Raw genomic sequence first — 15,755 nt, 5'->3', positions numbered from 1 at the left:
AGCGCTTCGGGCATATTCCGGTACCGCGCTCTTGCCGGCATCGAAGCGCGGCAATCGCCGCAAGCCCATCCGGGCTGGAGACAAGCATGGCAAACGGCAAGACAGTCTCGGAATCCAACCTCCTGCAGACGCTTCTCAACCTCTGGCCCTATATGTGGCCGGCCGGCCGGCCCGACCTCAAGATGCGCGTCGTCTGGGCGTCGGTCTTCCTGCTGATTTCCAAGTTCGTCCTGCTGCTCGTTCCCTATTTCTTCAAGTGGTCGACCGATGCGCTGAACGGCAGGATGGATCTTGCCGGCTCGGTACCGCCGCTGCTGGCCGGCGCCATCGCCCTGGTAATCGCCTATAACATCACCCGCCTGATCCAGCTCGGCCTCAACCAGCTGCGCGACGCGCTGTTTGCCAGCGTCGGCCAGCATGCGGTGCGCCAACTCGCCTACAGGACTTTCGTGCATATGCACGAGCTGTCGCTGCGCTTCCATCTGGAGCGCAAGACCGGCGGCTTGTCGCGCATCATCGAGCGCGGCACCAAGGGCATCGAGACGATCGTGCGTTTCACGATCCTCAATTCGGTCCCGACCGTCATCGAATTCCTGTTGACGGCGGCGATCTTCTGGTGGGGTTACGGCTTCTCCTATCTCGCCGTCACCGCCTTTACTGTCTGGGCCTATATCTGGTTCACGATCCGCGCATCCGACTGGCGCATCGCCATTCGACGGTCGATGAACGACAGCGATACCGACGCCAACACCAAGGCGATCGACTCCCTCCTCAATTTCGAGACCGTCAAATATTTCGGCAACGAAGAGATGGAGGCAAAACGCTTTGACAAATCGATGGAACGCTACGAGAAGGCGGCGACCGATGTCTGGACATCGCTCGGCTGGCTGAACTTCGGCCAGGGTGTGATCTTCGGCATCGGCACGACGATCATGCTGGTGCTGTCGGCACTCGCCGTGCAGCGCGGCGAACAGACGGTCGGCGATTTCGTTTTCGTCAATTCGATGCTGCTGCAGCTTTCCGCGCCGCTCAACTTCATCGGCTTCGTCTACCGCGAAATCCGTCAAGGCTTGACCGATATCGAGCAGATGTTCGACCTCCTGGAGGTCCAGGCCGAGGTCAAGGACGCGCCCGATGCGGTCGATCTTCGGATCGGCCAGGGCGCGATCGCCTTCAGGGACGTGCACTTTTCCTACGACCCCGCCCGTCCGATCCTGAAGGGCATTTCCTTCGAGGTGCCGGCCGGCAAGACGGTTGCCGTCGTCGGTCCTTCGGGAGCCGGCAAGTCGACGCTGTCGCGGCTGCTCTATCGTTTCTACGATATCCAGAGCGGAGCGATCACCGTCGACGGCCAGGACATCCGCAAAGTCACACAGAAAAGCTTGCGCTCGGTGATCGGCATGGTGCCGCAGGATACCGTGCTCTTCAATGACACCGTCGCTTACAACATCCGCTACGGCCGCACATCGGCGAGCGACGGCGAGGTCTTCGCGGCAGCCGAGGTGGCGCAGATCGCCCATTTCATCGAAATGCTGCCCGAAGGGTTCGAGACCAAGGTCGGGGAGCGCGGGCTGAAGCTTTCGGGCGGCGAGAAGCAGCGGGTGGCGATCGCCCGCACCATTCTCAAGGCACCGCCGATCCTGATCCTCGACGAGGCGACGTCGGCGCTCGACACGACGACGGAACGAGAAATCCAGACGGCGCTCGACGTGGTTTCGAAGAACCGCACGACGCTGGTGATCGCCCACCGACTATCGACGGTGATCGGCGCCGATGAAATCATCGTGCTCAAAAGCGGCGAGATCGCCGAGCGCGGAACGCATGCCGCCCTGCTCGAGCGGAACGGTCTCTACGCCTCGATGTGGAACCGGCAGCGCGAGGCGACACAGGCAGAGGAACATCTGAAGCAGGTGCGCGAAAGCGACGACCTGGGGGTGATCACGCGGCTTGCCCCGGCAAGCTGAGCCGGGAGCGACAAGGCCCAAGCTTTTGTTGTTCAGAACTCCGGCGTCGGAACCACGTCCGGGGCCACAGCATTGCCCCGGAGACGGTTTTTCGCTAACCAGCAAAAAACGACAACGCAAGGAGACCGGCAGCATGAGCCTGTTCAACACGGTTCGCAACACGATCGTCCCCGTGCATAAGGAGGGTTATCCCTTCGTTGCCGCCTTCTTTGTTGCGTCGCTGATCCTGGGCTGGATCTTCAAGCCGCTCTTCTGGATCGGCATGATCTTCACGCTGTGGTGCGCCTATTTCTTCCGTGATCCCGAACGCGTGACCCCGCAGGACGACGATCTGGTGATCTCTCCCGCCGACGGCAAGGTCTCGGCGATCCAGATGGTGACCCCGCCGGCCGAGCTCGACCTCGGCTCCGAGCCGATGCTGCGCATCTCGGTGTTCATGAACGTCTTCAATTGCCATGTGAACCGGGCGCCGATGCGCGGGCGTATCGTCAGCATCAATTACCGCTCCGGCAGCTTCGTCAATGCCGAACTCGACAAGGCGAGCGAGGACAACGAGCGCAACGGGCTGGTGATCGAAACCCGCCACGGCCAGATCGGCGTCGTACAGATCGCCGGCCTCGTGGCGCGGCGCATCCTCTGCTGGGCAAATCCCAACGAACCGGTGGATGCCGGCGAGCGCTTCGGGCTGATCCGTTTCGGCTCTCGGCTCGACGTGTTCCTGCCCGCCGGTGCCGCGCCGCGCGTCTCGCTCGGCCAGGTGGCGATTGCCGGGGAAACTGTGATTGCCGAATTCGCCTCCGCCAAGGGTCCCATCATCAGCCGCCGCAGTTAAGGCGCGTCGCGATCTTTCAGATTCGCTCCTCGCGCTTTAGCCCTTTGTTTTTACGCATGTCGTTGTCGCAAAACCGCTGCACACTTTTGCGCGACATGCTCCAGGTTCAGATTGGAACGCGATATGGAAACGCCCTTTCCGCCTTTCGAGCCCAACGGTCCGGATGATTCCGCCCGCGGCCCGCGTCTGCGCGAAATCCCGCTCCGTCTCGTCTTTCCGAACCTCATCACCATTCTGGCAATCTGCGCCGGGCTGACCGGCATTCGGCTGGCTTTCGAGAACCGCTACGAGCTCGCCGTCTCCATGGTGCTGGTCGCCGCCTTCCTCGACGGCATTGACGGGCGAGTGGCCCGGCTGATGAAGGCAACCTCGAAGTTCGGCGCTCAGATGGATTCGCTTGCCGATATCGTCAATTTCGGCGTCGCACCTGCCCTCGTCGTCTATGTCTTCGCGCTCGATCAGGCGCGCTCGCTCGGGTGGATCGCGGCTTTGATCTACGCGATTGCCGCCGGGCTTCGGCTTGCCCGCTTCAACGTCATGGCCGAACGCGAGAACAAGGCGAGCTGGCAATCGGAATATTTCGTCGGCGTACCGGCGCCGGCTGGCGCCATGCTGGTGCTGCTGCCGGTCTATCTCGGCTTCCTGGGCCTGGCGACGGACCGCACCTTCGCCTATGTCTCGTCGATCTATACCGTCGTCATCGCCTTCCTGCTGATCAGCCGGCTGCCGGTCTGGTCGGGCAAATCGGAAGGCAACCGGCTGCGGCGCGATCTCGTGCTGCCGATGATGCTCGGCGTCGTGCTCTATGTGGCTCTGCTGATGAGCTACACCTGGGAGGTGATGGTCTTCACCGTTGCCGCCTATCTCATATCGCTTCCCTTCGGCGCGCGGAAATGGCGCCGGAAATATGGAACGCTGACGATCGAGGAACCCGGCGTCGGCGACGACGACATCGGCCGTCACATCTGAGGCGGACGCTTTCCTGATTTTTTCGGAGTGATGGGAATGCGTCTCTTCGCATTCCCGGGAAAACTGTTGCGCGCTTTTTCCCCGGAAAAACGGCTGCGCAGTTTTATTGGAACCGCTCTCTTCAGTAAGTATTAACCAACGTAGGCTTCAGTTAAGCCTCGCGAATTATGGTGCGCGTTTACAAATCCTGATAAGCTGCGTCCCCGTTTTGTCGCTATTGGTGACCAAACTTCAAAATACAAAATACCCCGGGAAGAAACACGTAAGGAGAGTATCGTGACTTCGAAGAAGAGCAGTAGCGGCGAACAGCAGACGGCCAAGCCCGATCTCGCCGCCAACTATCGCCCTGTCGGCCTCAAGGCTGTTGCGGCGGCATCGCTGATGGCGAAACACAAGCCGACCAGCGTCAAGAAATCCGCTTGAGCGCCCGTGCGACTAACGAAAAGCGGCAGATAGTATTCAGAAGAAACTAAGCTGACCGTCGTCAGGCCTCTGCTTCTCGGGGGCCTTCAGCGGCTTTTCGACGACGACCGGCTGCTGCAGGTCGGGCCCCATATTGGCGACCTTGTTGACTTTGTCGGAGACCGGGACGGCCTCGAAAAAATCGTCCTGAACCGGCCGCATCAGGTCGACCACCTCGCGCGGTTCCTGGGTCTTGCAATCCAGCCAGCGCGAAAAATCTTCCGGCTTGATAATGACGGGCATGCGATCGTGGATCGCCGACATGCCCGAATTGGCCGGTGTCGTCAGGATCGCGCCGGTATCGACCTCGGAACCATCCGCCGAGGACCATGTCTCCATCAGCCCGGCAAAAGCGACGACCCCGCCCTTACGCGGCCTGATCCAATAGGCCTGCGGCCGCTCTCCGCTTTCCTTGGACGGGCGATGCCATTCATAAAAGCCGGTGGCCGGGATAAGTATGCGGCGATGACGCATGGCCGCCCGGAAGGAGGCCTTGCCGATCGCGGTCTCGGAGCGGGCGTTGATCAACAGCGGGAAGTCCCTCGGATCCTTGACCCAGGCCGGGGTGAGACCCCACCGCACGAGCACGGCGCGGCGGTCGGCCAGGTTGCTGCCCTGCTGCCGGCCCTCGCCTGCTATGATAACGAGGATCGGCTGCGTCGGCGCGATGTTATAGCGCGCCGGAAACTCATCGAGATCGACACCGGAGAAAAATTCGCGCAGGTTGGCGCTGGAGCTTGTCAGGGCGAAACGTCCACACATCGGCTTGTCTTTGCACCCGGCTTGAGTCCGGTCAAGGCGTCAGCCTCTCGGCCCAAAGAGGATAATGCTCGTTCCGGCAAGGCAGACCAGCGCCCCGCCGATATCGTAGCGATCAGGCACGCGGCTTTCGACCAGCCAGAGCCAGAGCAGTGAGGCGGCGATATAGATGCCGCCATAGGCCGCGAAAGTGCGGCCGGCGGCCTCGCTCGGCACCAGAGTCAGAAGCCAGGCAAAAAGCGCCAGCGAGACCATTCCCGGGGCCAGCCACGAGATTGGCTTTCCAAGTCTCAGCCACGCCCAGAAGGCGAAGCAGCCGGCAATCTCGAAGACGGCGGCAACGGCATAAATGATGTAGGTCACGGAAGCACCTCTCGCGCCTTCGCATTTCTTCGGCAGTATTCATCGGGTAGGATGGGTCATCACAGCAAGAGCCATCTCATGATCTCCACCGCCAAAGCCGCCTCCTCCGCCATTCTCGAACGCGACGGACGATTCCTTCTGGTGTTGCGGCGCAATCCGCCTTCTGCCGATATGTATGCGTTTCCGGGCGGCCGCGCCGAACCGGGCGAGACGCCGGAGCAAACGGCGTTGCGCGAATTCCGTGAGGAAACGGGCATTTCGGTGCGCAATCCGCAGCTGTTTTCGACCTATGACCTGAAGACCCATGCCGCCGATGGCAGCCTCAGCAGCCACTTCTTCCTGTCGGTCTTCCGCGTCGAGGCGGATCGGGAGCTGGTGGCTGAGGCCGCCGACGATGCGGCGGCGCTCGGCTGGTATACGGTTGAGGAAATCCGGCGGCTGCCGGTGCCGCAGAGTGTGCTCGAATGCGCAGAACGGCTAGAACAGGATGATTTCAGGCCGACCGGCCTATAATCTGAATCTTATTCTGAAATAAAATTAGAGCATGATGTCAAAAGAAACCGCTGACACTTTCGGCAGCATGCTCTGGCTTGCGGCGAATAGGAGTGGAAACTCTCAAGGTCCGCCTTGTTGCCGTCATGCTCAACGTATCAACTGGGAGCATGATTCCCGTTCGACGCGTTTTCCTGTCCCTGCTCGTGCTCGCCGGCCCCACCATGGCGCAGGGTAAGAACGCGCCGCCTCCACGGGAGGAGGAGATTACGCCGCCGCCTGCGGTGACGGTGCCCTATGACGACAAACTGGCACGGCTGGCCGAGGTGTTGGGCTCGGTGCATTATTTGAGAACGCTCTGCAAGGCGGCAGGCGGCGACGAGTGGCGAAACGGCATGCAGCAGCTGCTCGATTCGGAGACCGGCAACGAGCCGCAGCGTAGGGAAAAACTGACCGCAGCCTTCAATCGCGGCTACCGCGCCTTCGCCTCCGTCTATACCGATTGCACCGCGGCGGCCATCGTGGCAGAAGAGCGCTACCGTAACGAAGGTGCAACACTCGCCACAGAAATTACCTCGCGTTTTGGAAATTGACGTTTAATTAACCTGTTTTCGCATGTGGACGTGTCGTTTTGGGAAAAGGCTGTTAGTGTTGTTAACGGTGCAGTAAGACATGAGAAGTTCTGAGGAAAAGACAATGGAAGCAAGCCTCAACGAGATCGACGACATGATCGTCCACGAGAAGATGCAGGCGGCTCTGGAGTACCAGAACGAGGCTTGGGCCGACGGCATGGCCGACGGAATCGAGCCTGAGATCATCGCTGATGCCGCTATTGCGCATGCCCTGCGCGAGACGATCAGATTGCACGGGGAAAGCAGCGCCGAAGCCTTGCTGGATTCGCTGCGTGAACGCATGCTTGCCGGCGAATTCTCCGCGAACCGCACCCTGCAATAATTATTTTCAGAGAGTTTGATGCATACCGGTAAAGAGAAAATTTCGCGAATTCCGCTCGCGCCGGTGCTGCTTGCGTTCAGCCTCGCCGCCGGCAATATTTTCCTTGCCCCGGCAGCCTACGCGCTTTCCGAACTGCACAAGATCCCTGGCCAGGCGGCCAACGACGCGCCGGCTGCACCGGGAAGCGCTCAGGGGCAGAGCCAGCCGCAGAGTGGCACCGCTCCCAGTGTTCCCATGGCCGATCCACTGGTCAACAGCCAGAACAATCAGGGTGTCGACAAGACGCCGGGCGCCCAGGATGCTTCCAAGCCCGCCGAAGTGATCTACGACATCAGCAAGGTGCCCGAGCCGGTTCGCAAGATGCGCGAGCAGATCGTCGAGGCGGCCGCCTCCGGCGATCTCGAACGCTTGCGGCCGCTGATGGGCACCGGCACCGAGCAGACACAGGTGACTGTGGGCGAGCCCACGGACGATCCGATCGGCACGCTGAAGGATCTTTCGGGCGATCCCGATGGAGACGAGATCCTCGCCATCATGCTCGACATCGTCTCGACCGGCTTCGTGCATGTCGGCCAGGGTACGGCAGACGAGATGTATGTCTGGCCCTATTTCGCCGAAAAGGACCTGAAGTCGCTGACGCCGCCGGAGCGTGTCGAGTTGCTGCGAATCGTCACGGCCGGCGATCTTTCCGACATGCAGGAGTTCGGCGGCTATAATTTCTACCGCCTCGGCATTACCCCTCAGGGCAAATGGAAATTCTTCACGGCGGGCGATTGACGCCCACAACGCTTGCGCCTTTCGCGTTTCGCCTTTCGGTGGGACGCTTGCGATCCACCTCATGAAGACATACCTCTGAGCGATAACCAACGCGACAGGTTCCGCCATGCCAGCCGTATTCCTGAAAGACCGCTCACTTCTCTCCATCAGCGGCGCGGAAGCCCAATCCTTCCTGCAGAACCTGATCACCACCGATATCATCTCGCTTGAGGCCGACGAGGCGCGGCCCGGGGCACTGCTGACGCCGCAGGGCAAGATTCTGTTCGACTTCATGATCTGGCAGGAGGGCAACGGCTATACGATCGAAACGGATGCCGGCCAGCGCGATGGCCTGCTGAAGCGGCTGACGATGTACAAGCTGCGCGCTGCCGTCACGCTCACGCCGCGCACCGAAGATGGGGTCACCGTTTCCTGGGACGAAGATGCCGAGGGCGTTCGGGACAGCCGGGGCGTCCGGGACAGCCAGGGCGTCCGGGACAGCCAGGGCGTCCGGGATAGTCGCTTCGCCAAGGCTGGCGTCGCGTTGATCCGTCAGCCCGGCAAACACGGCGACGGTGAAGAATTGCTCTACGATGCGCTGCGCATCACCCACGGCATCGTCACGTCAGGATCGGACTTCGCCCTGCAGGATGCCTTTCCGCACGACGTGCTGATGGATTTCAATGGCGGTCTGTCCTTCAGGAAAGGCTGTTATGTCGGCCAGGAGGTCGTTTCGCGGATGCAGCACCGCGGCACCGCGCGCCGGCGCGTTGTCACAGTGTCCGCTGCAACGGCTCTGCCGGAGACCGGGACGGAGATCTCCGCCGCCGGCAAGCCTGTCGGAACACTCGGTTCGGTCGAAGGCGACCATGGATTGGCGATTGTGCGCATCGACCGCGCCGGCGCAGCAATGGCCGCCGGCACGCCGCTGCTCGCCGGGCAAACACCCGTTTCCCTCGTCCTGCCGGAATGGTCCGGCCTTGTCTTTCCCACCAGCGCCGACGAGGCCAGCGCGTGACGACCACGAAAGCTCCGCGTGCCTGGCAACGCATGTTGTCCGGGCGAAGGCTCGACCTGCTCGACCCCTCGCCGCTCGATGTGGAACTGATCGACATTGCCCATGGGCTGGCGCGTGTCGCCCGCTGGAACGGCCAGACATCGGGCGATCATGCTTTTTCGGTGGCACAGCACAGCCTCGTCGTCGAAGACATTTTCCGCCGCGTCAATGATGCGTCCCCGCAGGAGTGCCTGATGGCGCTGCTGCATGACGCACCCGAATATGTGATCGGCGATATGATCTCGCCGTTCAAATCGGTGGTCGGCGGCGGCTACAAGACGGTGGAAAAGCGGCTGGAGGCCGCCGTGCACCTGCGCTTCGGCCTGCCGCCGCATCCCTCGCGCGACCTCAAGGACCGAATCAAGAAAGCCGATACGATCGCCGCCTATTTCGAGGCGACGGTGCTCGCCGGCTTCACACCTGCCGAGGCACAGAAGTTCTTCGGCCAGCCGCGCGGCATCAGCAGGGAGATGCTGATGATCGATCCGCTGCCGGCGATCGAAGCGCAGCGGCTGTTCTGTGAGCGCTTTGCGGCGATCGAGACCGCGCGGGAGATGGTCTCGTGAGCTTCATCATCGTGTCGCCGCTGTCGCGCATCGCGGAGATGGCGGTGCGCCACAAGGTGCGCGACATGATCAGCCTGATCGCCAAGGAGCAGGCCTTTCATCGGCCGGGCGTGATCGTGGCCGACCGTCATCTGACGCTTGCGATGAACGACATCACCTTCAAGGGCACCGGCGGTCTGGTGGCGCCCGACGAAACGCATGTGCAGGGGATTATCGACTTTGCCGCGTCGTGGCGGCAGGAGACGCCGCTGCTCATCCATTGCTGGATGGGCGTGTCGCGCTCGCCGGCAGCAGCCCTGATCGCCGCACTGTCACTTGCACCGGATCAGAGTGAGGAAACGCTTGCCCGTCGGCTGCGGGCGGCCTCGCCTTTCGCGACGCCGAATGCCCGGCTGATCGAGATCGGCGACGCGCTGCTTAACCGTAGCGGCCGGCTTGTTGCGGCAGTGCGGGCGATCGGACGCGGTGCGGATGCCGACGGCAACGCGCCCTTCGTGCTTGCAATCGCAGCGCCCGCCTGCGGTTGACGCTGCCGCCATCTGCCCCATCTAGCCCCGACCACGTAGAAGAGGCCAGATCATGCAACAACAGGCAGCCGACGTCCTTCTTGCCACGCAAACGGCGCTTAGCCAGGCGAGCGCGCTTGCAGTGCAATATTCCTTCTCCGTCCTCGGGGCCGTAATCCTGCTGGTTCTCGGCTGGGCGCTTGCCGGTTTTGCCAGCCGCTGGGCCTATGAAGGCCTGTCGCGCGTCCATGGCATCGACGAGACGCTGGCGCGATTCTTCACCAATGTGCTGCGATACGCGTTGCTCATCCTGGTGTTCATCACCGTGCTCGGCCAGTTCGGCGTCCAGACAGCCTCGATCATCGCGGCCCTCGGCGCAGCCGGCCTGGCAATCGGACTGGCGCTGCAGGGAACGCTGCAGAATATCGCCGCCGGCATCATGCTGCTGATCCTCAGGCCGTTCCGGGTCGGAGAATATATCGAGACCAGCAGCGTGGCCGGCACGGTGCGCGAAATAGGGCTGTTTGCGACCGAACTCAGGACCGCCGACGGGCTCTACCGGTTGGCGCCGAATTCGACGCTCTGGAATACGCCGATTACCAATTTCAGCCGCGAGGCGACGCGGCGGAACGAGCTGAAGATCAAGGTGGAGGATGACATCGATCGGTCGATGGAAACATTGATGGGCCTTGCCAAAGCCGATTCCCGGGTGCTGAAGTCACCGGAACCGAGCGTCTTCATCGACGGCCCCGGCGACGGCGCGATCTTCGTGACGCTGCGATACTGGGCGAAGACCGGTGACTGGTGGACGGTCAGCCGGGACATGGCAAAACGGGTAAAGCTTGCCTTCGACGAGAACAATCCGGCCGCGTCGCCGGATGCGCCGAACGCCGCACCGGCAGAGATGTCCAACGGCAGGGCGGCCGCCGAAAAGGCAGCACTGAGGCGGCAATGAGACATTGATCCAGGAACTTATGCAGCAGACTATTGAATGACGCCGCAGGACAGTCTTTCCCCGGCATCACCCGAGGGCTGGCTGCGATAGTCATCCGAATTGGCGTGCACCATCAATGCGCGGCCGCGAATGCCGTCGGTCTTGCCATCAAGCGTGACCATGCTGTCGAAGACCTGCGCCCTCAGCACGCCGTCCTGCCCGACATATTGATTGGGCATATCGCCGGCATGCGGCCCCTTGGCGGCAAGGATGCCATGCTCGGCCTTCTCAGGGTTGAAGTGACCGCCGGCCGACTCGTGATGGGTCGCGGCGTCGCATCGGCCGGTCTCATGAACATGGAAGGCCACCCATTTGTTCGCCGGCAGTCCCGATATCTCGAGCTCGATCAGCACACCGCCGGTGGCGGCAGCCGTCAGCTGCGCGCGGCCATCTTCCTTGCCGTCCTTGCCGACGAAATTGGCAACCGCGGTCTGCTTGTCCTGGGCACCCGCCGGCAATGCAACGGCAAGCAGGCTCAGGGCGGCGATGATGCACATGGGTTTCATGGGAGATATCCTTCCGTCCGGTTGTCCTTCTGAACGTATCAACCCGGAAGGTGTTCCTCATTTGGAGCGCCGTGTGTCCGACAGGAGGCTCTATCACATGGAAGTGGCGCTATTCGCGGGGAGTGCGGGACGAAAAAAGCCGGCCAACGGCCGGCTTGCAGATGACCCGATTCGGGAGCGGCTCAGGCGACGGCGCTGAAGTCGAACTGGCCGTAAGTGTTGCGGTAGAGATCGTCCGGTTGATCGCCGGTCGTCGGCGCCGTCTGCTGCAACGGATAAGGGACGCCGATGCTGCTGTCACGCGAGTCCATCATCAGCGCAATCAGGCTGCCGGAAAATTTCGGCTGCGTCTCGCTGGTGTTGTCCTCTTCCAGGAGTTCCTTGATGATGCCGGGCTTCTCATCAGCGGCACGCTCGCCACGGCTGAGTACACCATCGCCATTGGCATCAAGCCGCGAGAGTGTCGCCAGATATGCATATGACGTATCGGAAACGGATGTGGTGCTGGTCATACAAACCTCCATTCACCGCCTTTTGCCGGTGGTGTTTGTACGCAATACGAACGTGGACAATCATTGAATGACTCGCTGGTTAAACTGATTTGCGCGGTGCGTCAATAAGTTGTTAACTTCTCATTAACGATGATTGACAACGGTTAACGGACTGGCCTGAGGCTGAGCATCCGCCTGCGCCAAGCGAAGAGGCTTTGCGGTATTTCAGCGATTTTTCACATATAAAACAAATGCCTAACGACGCGAAGCCGCTGCTGCACTGCAACCGAATATTAATCCCGCCCGTCCAGAATGAGCGACACTAGATACCACCTGGACGTTTAGTTTATGAGAAATCAATTTAATGGCCACTTTTGGAAGAGTTTTCAACGCGATGATGTACGTCCATCAAATGACGGCCATGGCCGTCGCGCCCGCCCTGCAGAGGCCTCGCCATGAAAGCTGAGGCACTCTTCTGGCAGCAATGCAGCCAGGCCGTCACCGCCGATGGATCGGTGGATGCACAGCGTCTTATGGAGCTTGTCATCGCGACCTATCGTGTCCACGAAAGCGACTATGACGAGATCGAAAGAAGCGCGGAAACGCTGCTAAGGGACAACCATGCGCTGAGAGGCAATATGTCAGCCCTCAGTCAGGCATTCGACGGACAGCAGAGGCTCTTCGAAATCATCCTCAACAACCTGCCACTCGGTCTCAGCGTCTTCGACGCAGATCAGCGGCTGACACTTTCCAACATTCGCTTCAGTCAGCTTTTCGGCCTGACGCAGGCCGATGTCACTCCAGGCGTGACAATCGCCGATCTCATCGACAAAATGCGCGGTGCGGAAGGCGCCAGCGCCAAGCCCGGCCGGCGAGCCGGGCGACATTCCTCCGCAGCCGTAAAAAGCAGCGGTATTCGTCGGCGCGAATGGCTGATGGACGATGGCCGCGTCATCCAGAGCATGGTGACTATCCTTGCCGACGGCAGCAACATCGCCATTCATGCCGATATTACCGAGGATCGAAAGGCGGCTGAGCGCATCACCTATCTCGCCCACCACGATCCGCTGACCGGTCTTCCGAACCGCATCCATTTCCGCCAGCAGGTCGATGCGGCACTCGCAGAGCGCAAACCGGACGAGCAGATCGCCCTCATTCACCTCAACCTCGACCGGTTCAAATCGATCAACAACTTGATGGGCGTGTCCGCCGGCGACACGATCCTGCAGCAGGTCGCCGCGCGCATCCGGGCATCGGCCGGTTCGGAAAACACCCTGGCGCGGCTGGGTTCGGACGAATTCGCCATCCTGCAGACGGGCAGACAGCAGCCGTGGAACGTGACGGCGCTGGCCGAGCAGATCCGCCGCGAGCTTTCCGAGCCATTCCTGCACGGCGAAAAACAGATGGAGCTCAGCGTCTCGATGGGGATCGCAGTCGCCCCGGGGGATGGCGATGAAACCGATATCCTGCTGAAACATGCCGGCGTGGCGCTGTCGCATGCCAAATCGGACGGGCGCAAGCGCGAGCGTTTCTTCGCCGGCGAGATGGAAGCGCAGATGCAACTGCGCCACGCGCTGGAGGCGGACCTCAGAGCAGCCATCGAGAAGGAAGAATTCGAGCTGCATTACCAGCCGCTCTACGACCTTTCGCAGCGGCGCATCTGCGGCTTCGAGGCGCTGATCCGCTGGAACCATCCGATCCGCGGCCGTGTTGCGCCGATAGATTTCATTCCGTTCGCCGAAGAGGTCGGCCTCATCGTCGATATCGGCCGCTGGGTTTTGCGCCGGGCCTGCAGCGATGCGGCAGAATGGCCTGAAGACATCAAAGTCGCCGTCAACGTTTCGGCGACGCAGTTCAGCAGCAGCGACCTGACCAGGGATGTCGGCGAAGCGCTGGCGACCGCCTCATTGTCGCCGCTGCGGCTCGAGCTCGAAATCACCGAAAGCGTGCTGATGGAAAATCTCGGCGAAGTGCTGCCGATCCTGCATGCGCTGAAGGAGCGCGGCATCCGCATCTCTATGGACGATTTCGGCACCGGCTACTCCTCGCTGAGCTATCTCTCAAGCTTCCCCTTCGACAAGATCAAGATCGACAAATCCTTCGTCAACGACATCGTCGACAACAAGGAAGCACATGCGATCATGCACGCGATCATTCTGCTCGGTGACGCGCTCGGCATGCGCGTCACCGTCGAAGGCGTCGAGACGGCCGAGCAGCTGGCGCTGCTCGAATGCGAGGAATGCGACGAGATCCAGGGCTATCACATCAGCCGGCCGAGACCCGCGCTTGACGTGCCCCATCTTCTTTCCCTGCCGAGAAACGGCGGCGCGACACCTCTGCCGAGCCACTGAGCCAGCTTCAATTGCGACTCGCACGGCAAGCGGCTACATAATCGGCAACGGTCCCCGAGCCTTCGTTGTCGCGTTCTTCGACCGAGATCCCGAATCCGCTTCCGCTCCGATGCTCTATCGACGGAAGACAATCCTCCTCATAAACAGGTGGCGCAATGGTCGAGGCCGAAGCCTTCTCTCCTCATGAAACGCTCGCCGCGGCGCTGATCGCCCATGCGGCCGATGGCGACGACGGCTCGCACGATCTTGCCCATATCCTGCGCGTCTTCCGGAACGCCATGCGCATCCATGCTAGCGAAGGCGGCGACGGGCGAATTCTTGCCGCCTCCGTGCTGCTACACGACTGCGTTGCCGTAGAGAAGAATTCGCCGCTGCGGGCACAGGCATCGGCTTTGGCGGCGCAGAAGGCTTCGGCGATCTTGGCAGAACTCGGCTGGAATCAGGCGGATATCGACGCTGCGGCTCACGCCATCACCGCGCATAGTTTCTCGGCCGGGGTGGCGCCGCAGACGCTGGAGGCAAAGATCTTGCAGGATGCCGATCGGCTGGATGCGATCGGCATGGTCGGCGCCGCACGCTGCTTCTATATTGCCGGGCGACTGGGATCCGGGCTCTACGATCCGTTCGACCCGGCGGCAGCGGATCGCCCGCTCGACGACAAGCGGTATGCCATTGACCATTTCCGGACGAAGCTGTTCAAACTGGCGGACGGGTTCCAGACCGAGACCGGCCGCAGGTTGGCGGCCGCGCGCGACAAAAGCCTGCGCGACTTTCTCCAGGCATTCATGGACGAGATCTAGGAGAACGGCATGCGTATCAGCGACCTCTTCATCTATCCCCTCAAAAGTGCCCGCGGCATTGCCCTGCCTTCGACCGACATCGACGCCTATGGGCTTCCCGGCGACCGGCGGGCAATGATCACTGATCCCAACGGACACTTCATCACCCAGCGCGAATTGCCGGACCTTGCGCGCATCGAGGTCCGGCCGGAGCCCGGCGCTTTTCGGCTGCTGATGCAGGGAAGGCAGGACATATCGGTGCCGCCGCCTCGGCCTGAAAGCCGCATGGATGTGAGCGTGTGGAAATCGACCGTCAGTGCCGCCGTTGCCGATCCCGAAAGCAACCGGTTGCTTTCCGAATGGCTCGGCCGCGAGGTGCGGCTGGTCTTCTTCGACGGCCAGGCAAGGCGCACGGCGAATGCCGAATGGGCCGGTGAAGGTACGCCCGTAACCTTTGCCGACGGCTATCAGATCCTGGTGACGACAACCGGCTCGCTGAAAGCGTTGAACGCCGACCTCGCGGCCCATGGCGAAGGCAGCGTTGGCATGGAACGTTTCCGTCCGAACATCGTCATCGATATCGACGAGGCCTGGCCGGAGGACCGCTGGGCGGCGATCGAGATTGCCGGCATCCGCTTCGATCTCGTCAAACCCTGCTCGCGCTGCATCATGACGACGCAGGACCAGTTGACCGGTTCACGCGAGGTACCCAACCCGATGCCATCAATGGGCCGCATCCGCATGTCGGCCGACCGGCGTGTGCCCGGCCCGCTCTTCGGCTGGAACGTCACCCCGCGCGCCAACGGCAGGATCACGATCGGTGACACCGTGCGCGTCGTCGAGGAAAGGCCTGAGGGCTGGGCGTTGAAGGTTCGTGCACGGCGGTAGGTCGAATTGCGGAAGGCTTTCTTCCGCACGCGCTGCAACGTTCTCCCCCATTCCTGTGCTCGTCAC

Annotated in this window: 19 protein-coding genes; 15 read left to right on the top strand and 4 right to left on the bottom strand. The window is 61.6% G+C overall.

Features of this window, described 5'->3' with window-relative positions; genetic code table 11:
* Nucleotides 1-86: 86 nt before the first annotated feature.
* From FHX03_RS26405 to FHX03_RS26390, 4 genes are all read left to right on the top strand, one after another.
* A complete protein-coding gene (locus FHX03_RS26405; RefSeq protein ID WP_183856225.1) occupies nucleotides 87-1,964 on the top strand; it encodes an ABCB family ABC transporter ATP-binding protein/permease in 1,878 nt (625 codons plus the stop codon).
* Nucleotides 1,948-2,796, top strand: a complete 849-nt coding sequence (locus tag FHX03_RS26400) for a phosphatidylserine decarboxylase (protein ID WP_312865347.1) — start codon at nucleotides 1,948-1,950, stop codon at nucleotides 2,794-2,796. Before FHX03_RS26405 ends, FHX03_RS26400 begins: the two co-directional genes overlap by 17 nt.
* A gap of 123 nt (nucleotides 2,797-2,919) precedes the next feature.
* Nucleotides 2,920-3,765, top strand: coding sequence for a CDP-diacylglycerol--serine O-phosphatidyltransferase (gene pssA / locus FHX03_RS26395; RefSeq protein WP_003587548.1), 846 nt, complete (start codon nucleotides 2,920-2,922; stop codon nucleotides 3,763-3,765).
* Between the two features lie 276 nt (nucleotides 3,766-4,041).
* The gene (locus tag FHX03_RS26390; RefSeq protein WP_003587549.1) at nucleotides 4,042-4,188 is read left to right on the top strand and encodes a hypothetical protein; all 147 of its coding nucleotides are present in this window, start codon (nucleotides 4,042-4,044) and stop codon (nucleotides 4,186-4,188) included.
* 36 nt (nucleotides 4,189-4,224) lie between these two features.
* Here FHX03_RS26390 and FHX03_RS26385 read toward each other — a convergent pair whose 3' ends face one another.
* Nucleotides 4,225-4,989 carry an SOS response-associated peptidase gene (locus tag FHX03_RS26385; protein WP_097626887.1) on the bottom strand — a complete coding sequence of 255 codons (765 nt, stop codon included), beginning with the start codon at nucleotides 4,987-4,989 and terminating at the stop codon, nucleotides 4,225-4,227.
* A gap of 39 nt (nucleotides 4,990-5,028) precedes the next feature.
* Entirely contained in the window at nucleotides 5,029-5,349 is a 321-nt protein-coding gene (locus FHX03_RS26380) for a YnfA family protein (RefSeq protein WP_097626885.1), read from the bottom strand.
* Between the two features lie 78 nt (nucleotides 5,350-5,427).
* Here FHX03_RS26380 and FHX03_RS26375 point away from each other — a divergent pair, with 78 nt between their 5' ends.
* The 8 genes from FHX03_RS26375 to FHX03_RS26340 all read left to right on the top strand — a co-directional run bounded on the left by FHX03_RS26375 (nucleotide 5,428) and on the right by FHX03_RS26340 (nucleotide 10,635).
* On the top strand, nucleotides 5,428-5,862 hold the full coding sequence (locus tag FHX03_RS26375; protein ID WP_097626883.1) for an NUDIX hydrolase: 435 nt from the start codon (nucleotides 5,428-5,430) through the stop codon (nucleotides 5,860-5,862).
* A 125-nt stretch (nucleotides 5,863-5,987) separates the two neighbouring features.
* A complete protein-coding gene (locus FHX03_RS26370; protein WP_097627272.1) occupies nucleotides 5,988-6,434 on the top strand; it encodes a TIGR02301 family protein in 447 nt (148 codons plus the stop codon).
* Nucleotides 6,435-6,537: 103 nt separating this feature from the next.
* Nucleotides 6,538-6,795 (top strand): hypothetical protein, encoded by a 258-nt coding sequence (locus FHX03_RS26365; RefSeq protein WP_003578293.1) that lies wholly within the window; start codon nucleotides 6,538-6,540, stop codon nucleotides 6,793-6,795.
* Nucleotides 6,796-6,813: 18 nt separating this feature from the next.
* Nucleotides 6,814-7,572 carry a hypothetical protein gene (locus tag FHX03_RS26360; protein ID WP_097626881.1) on the top strand — a complete coding sequence of 253 codons (759 nt, stop codon included), beginning with the start codon at nucleotides 6,814-6,816 and terminating at the stop codon, nucleotides 7,570-7,572.
* Nucleotides 7,573-7,678: 106 nt separating this feature from the next.
* The gene (locus FHX03_RS26355) at nucleotides 7,679-8,569 is read left to right on the top strand and encodes a YgfZ/GcvT domain-containing protein (RefSeq protein WP_183856223.1); all 891 of its coding nucleotides are present in this window, start codon (nucleotides 7,679-7,681) and stop codon (nucleotides 8,567-8,569) included.
* On the top strand, nucleotides 8,566-9,174 hold the full coding sequence (locus FHX03_RS26350; RefSeq protein ID WP_097626877.1) for a YfbR-like 5'-deoxynucleotidase: 609 nt from the start codon (nucleotides 8,566-8,568) through the stop codon (nucleotides 9,172-9,174). The genes FHX03_RS26355 and FHX03_RS26350 overlap by 4 nt, the downstream gene beginning before the upstream one ends.
* A complete protein-coding gene (locus FHX03_RS26345) occupies nucleotides 9,171-9,701 on the top strand; it encodes a tyrosine phosphatase family protein (protein WP_183856221.1) in 531 nt (176 codons plus the stop codon). The genes FHX03_RS26350 and FHX03_RS26345 overlap by 4 nt, the downstream gene beginning before the upstream one ends.
* Before the next feature lie 52 nt (nucleotides 9,702-9,753).
* Nucleotides 9,754-10,635 (top strand): mechanosensitive ion channel family protein, encoded by an 882-nt coding sequence (locus FHX03_RS26340; RefSeq protein WP_183856220.1) that lies wholly within the window; start codon nucleotides 9,754-9,756, stop codon nucleotides 10,633-10,635.
* Between the two features lie 29 nt (nucleotides 10,636-10,664).
* On the opposite strand, the gene FHX03_RS26335 is transcribed toward FHX03_RS26340, so the two are convergent.
* Nucleotides 10,665-11,180, bottom strand: a complete 516-nt coding sequence (locus tag FHX03_RS26335; protein ID WP_097626871.1) for a superoxide dismutase family protein — start codon at nucleotides 11,178-11,180, stop codon at nucleotides 10,665-10,667.
* Between the two features lie 182 nt (nucleotides 11,181-11,362).
* Complete coding sequence (locus tag FHX03_RS26330) at nucleotides 11,363-11,704, bottom strand: hypothetical protein (RefSeq protein WP_179867135.1); 342 nt, start codon at nucleotides 11,702-11,704, stop codon at nucleotides 11,363-11,365.
* A 422-nt stretch (nucleotides 11,705-12,126) separates the two neighbouring features.
* On the opposite strand from FHX03_RS26330, the gene FHX03_RS26325 reads away from it, so the two are divergent.
* The 3 genes from FHX03_RS26325 to FHX03_RS26315 all read left to right on the top strand — a co-directional run bounded on the left by FHX03_RS26325 (nucleotide 12,127) and on the right by FHX03_RS26315 (nucleotide 15,689).
* Nucleotides 12,127-14,022, top strand: a complete 1,896-nt coding sequence (locus FHX03_RS26325; protein WP_183856219.1) for a putative bifunctional diguanylate cyclase/phosphodiesterase — start codon at nucleotides 12,127-12,129, stop codon at nucleotides 14,020-14,022.
* A 155-nt stretch (nucleotides 14,023-14,177) separates the two neighbouring features.
* Nucleotides 14,178-14,822, top strand: a complete 645-nt coding sequence (locus tag FHX03_RS26320; RefSeq protein ID WP_097626865.1) for an HD domain-containing protein — start codon at nucleotides 14,178-14,180, stop codon at nucleotides 14,820-14,822.
* A gap of 9 nt (nucleotides 14,823-14,831) precedes the next feature.
* Nucleotides 14,832-15,689: an MOSC domain-containing protein gene (locus FHX03_RS26315; RefSeq protein ID WP_183856217.1), complete on the top strand. Its 858-nt coding sequence runs from the start codon at nucleotides 14,832-14,834 to the stop codon at nucleotides 15,687-15,689.
* The last annotated feature ends 66 nt before the right edge of the window (nucleotides 15,690-15,755 follow it).

Source organism: Rhizobium sp. BK456 (assembly GCF_014194045.1).
GTDB classification, from domain to species: Bacteria; Pseudomonadota; Alphaproteobacteria; order Rhizobiales; family Rhizobiaceae; genus Rhizobium; species Rhizobium redzepovicii.
The sequence above is the reverse complement of the archived record's forward strand: the minus strand, read 5'-3'. Positions and strand labels throughout refer to the sequence as shown.

Excerpts from the sequence above, each read along its gene's own strand:
- FHX03_RS26405 (WP_183856225.1), top strand. The coding sequence starts at position 87 with ATGGCAAACGGCAAGACAGTCTCGGAATCCAACCTCCTGCAGACGCTT.
- pssA (WP_003587548.1), top strand. The coding sequence starts at position 2,920 with ATGGAAACGCCCTTTCCGCCTTTCGAGCCCAACGGTCCGGATGATTCC.
- FHX03_RS26385 (WP_097626887.1), bottom strand. The coding sequence starts at position 4,989 with ATGTGTGGACGTTTCGCCCTGACAAGCTCCAGCGCCAACCTGCGCGAA.
- FHX03_RS26375 (WP_097626883.1), top strand. The coding sequence starts at position 5,428 with ATGATCTCCACCGCCAAAGCCGCCTCCTCCGCCATTCTCGAACGCGAC.
- FHX03_RS26370 (WP_097627272.1), top strand. The coding sequence starts at position 5,988 with ATGCTCAACGTATCAACTGGGAGCATGATTCCCGTTCGACGCGTTTTC.
- FHX03_RS26365 (WP_003578293.1), top strand. The coding sequence starts at position 6,538 with ATGGAAGCAAGCCTCAACGAGATCGACGACATGATCGTCCACGAGAAG.
- FHX03_RS26360 (WP_097626881.1), top strand. The coding sequence starts at position 6,814 with ATGCATACCGGTAAAGAGAAAATTTCGCGAATTCCGCTCGCGCCGGTG.
- FHX03_RS26355 (WP_183856223.1), top strand. The coding sequence starts at position 7,679 with ATGCCAGCCGTATTCCTGAAAGACCGCTCACTTCTCTCCATCAGCGGC.
- FHX03_RS26340 (WP_183856220.1), top strand. The coding sequence starts at position 9,754 with ATGCAACAACAGGCAGCCGACGTCCTTCTTGCCACGCAAACGGCGCTT.
- FHX03_RS26335 (WP_097626871.1), bottom strand. The coding sequence starts at position 11,180 with ATGAAACCCATGTGCATCATCGCCGCCCTGAGCCTGCTTGCCGTTGCA.
- FHX03_RS26330 (WP_179867135.1), bottom strand. The coding sequence starts at position 11,704 with ATGGAGGTTTGTATGACCAGCACCACATCCGTTTCCGATACGTCATAT.
- FHX03_RS26325 (WP_183856219.1), top strand. The coding sequence starts at position 12,127 with ATGAAAGCTGAGGCACTCTTCTGGCAGCAATGCAGCCAGGCCGTCACC.
- FHX03_RS26320 (WP_097626865.1), top strand. The coding sequence starts at position 14,178 with ATGGTCGAGGCCGAAGCCTTCTCTCCTCATGAAACGCTCGCCGCGGCG.
- FHX03_RS26315 (WP_183856217.1), top strand. The coding sequence starts at position 14,832 with ATGCGTATCAGCGACCTCTTCATCTATCCCCTCAAAAGTGCCCGCGGC.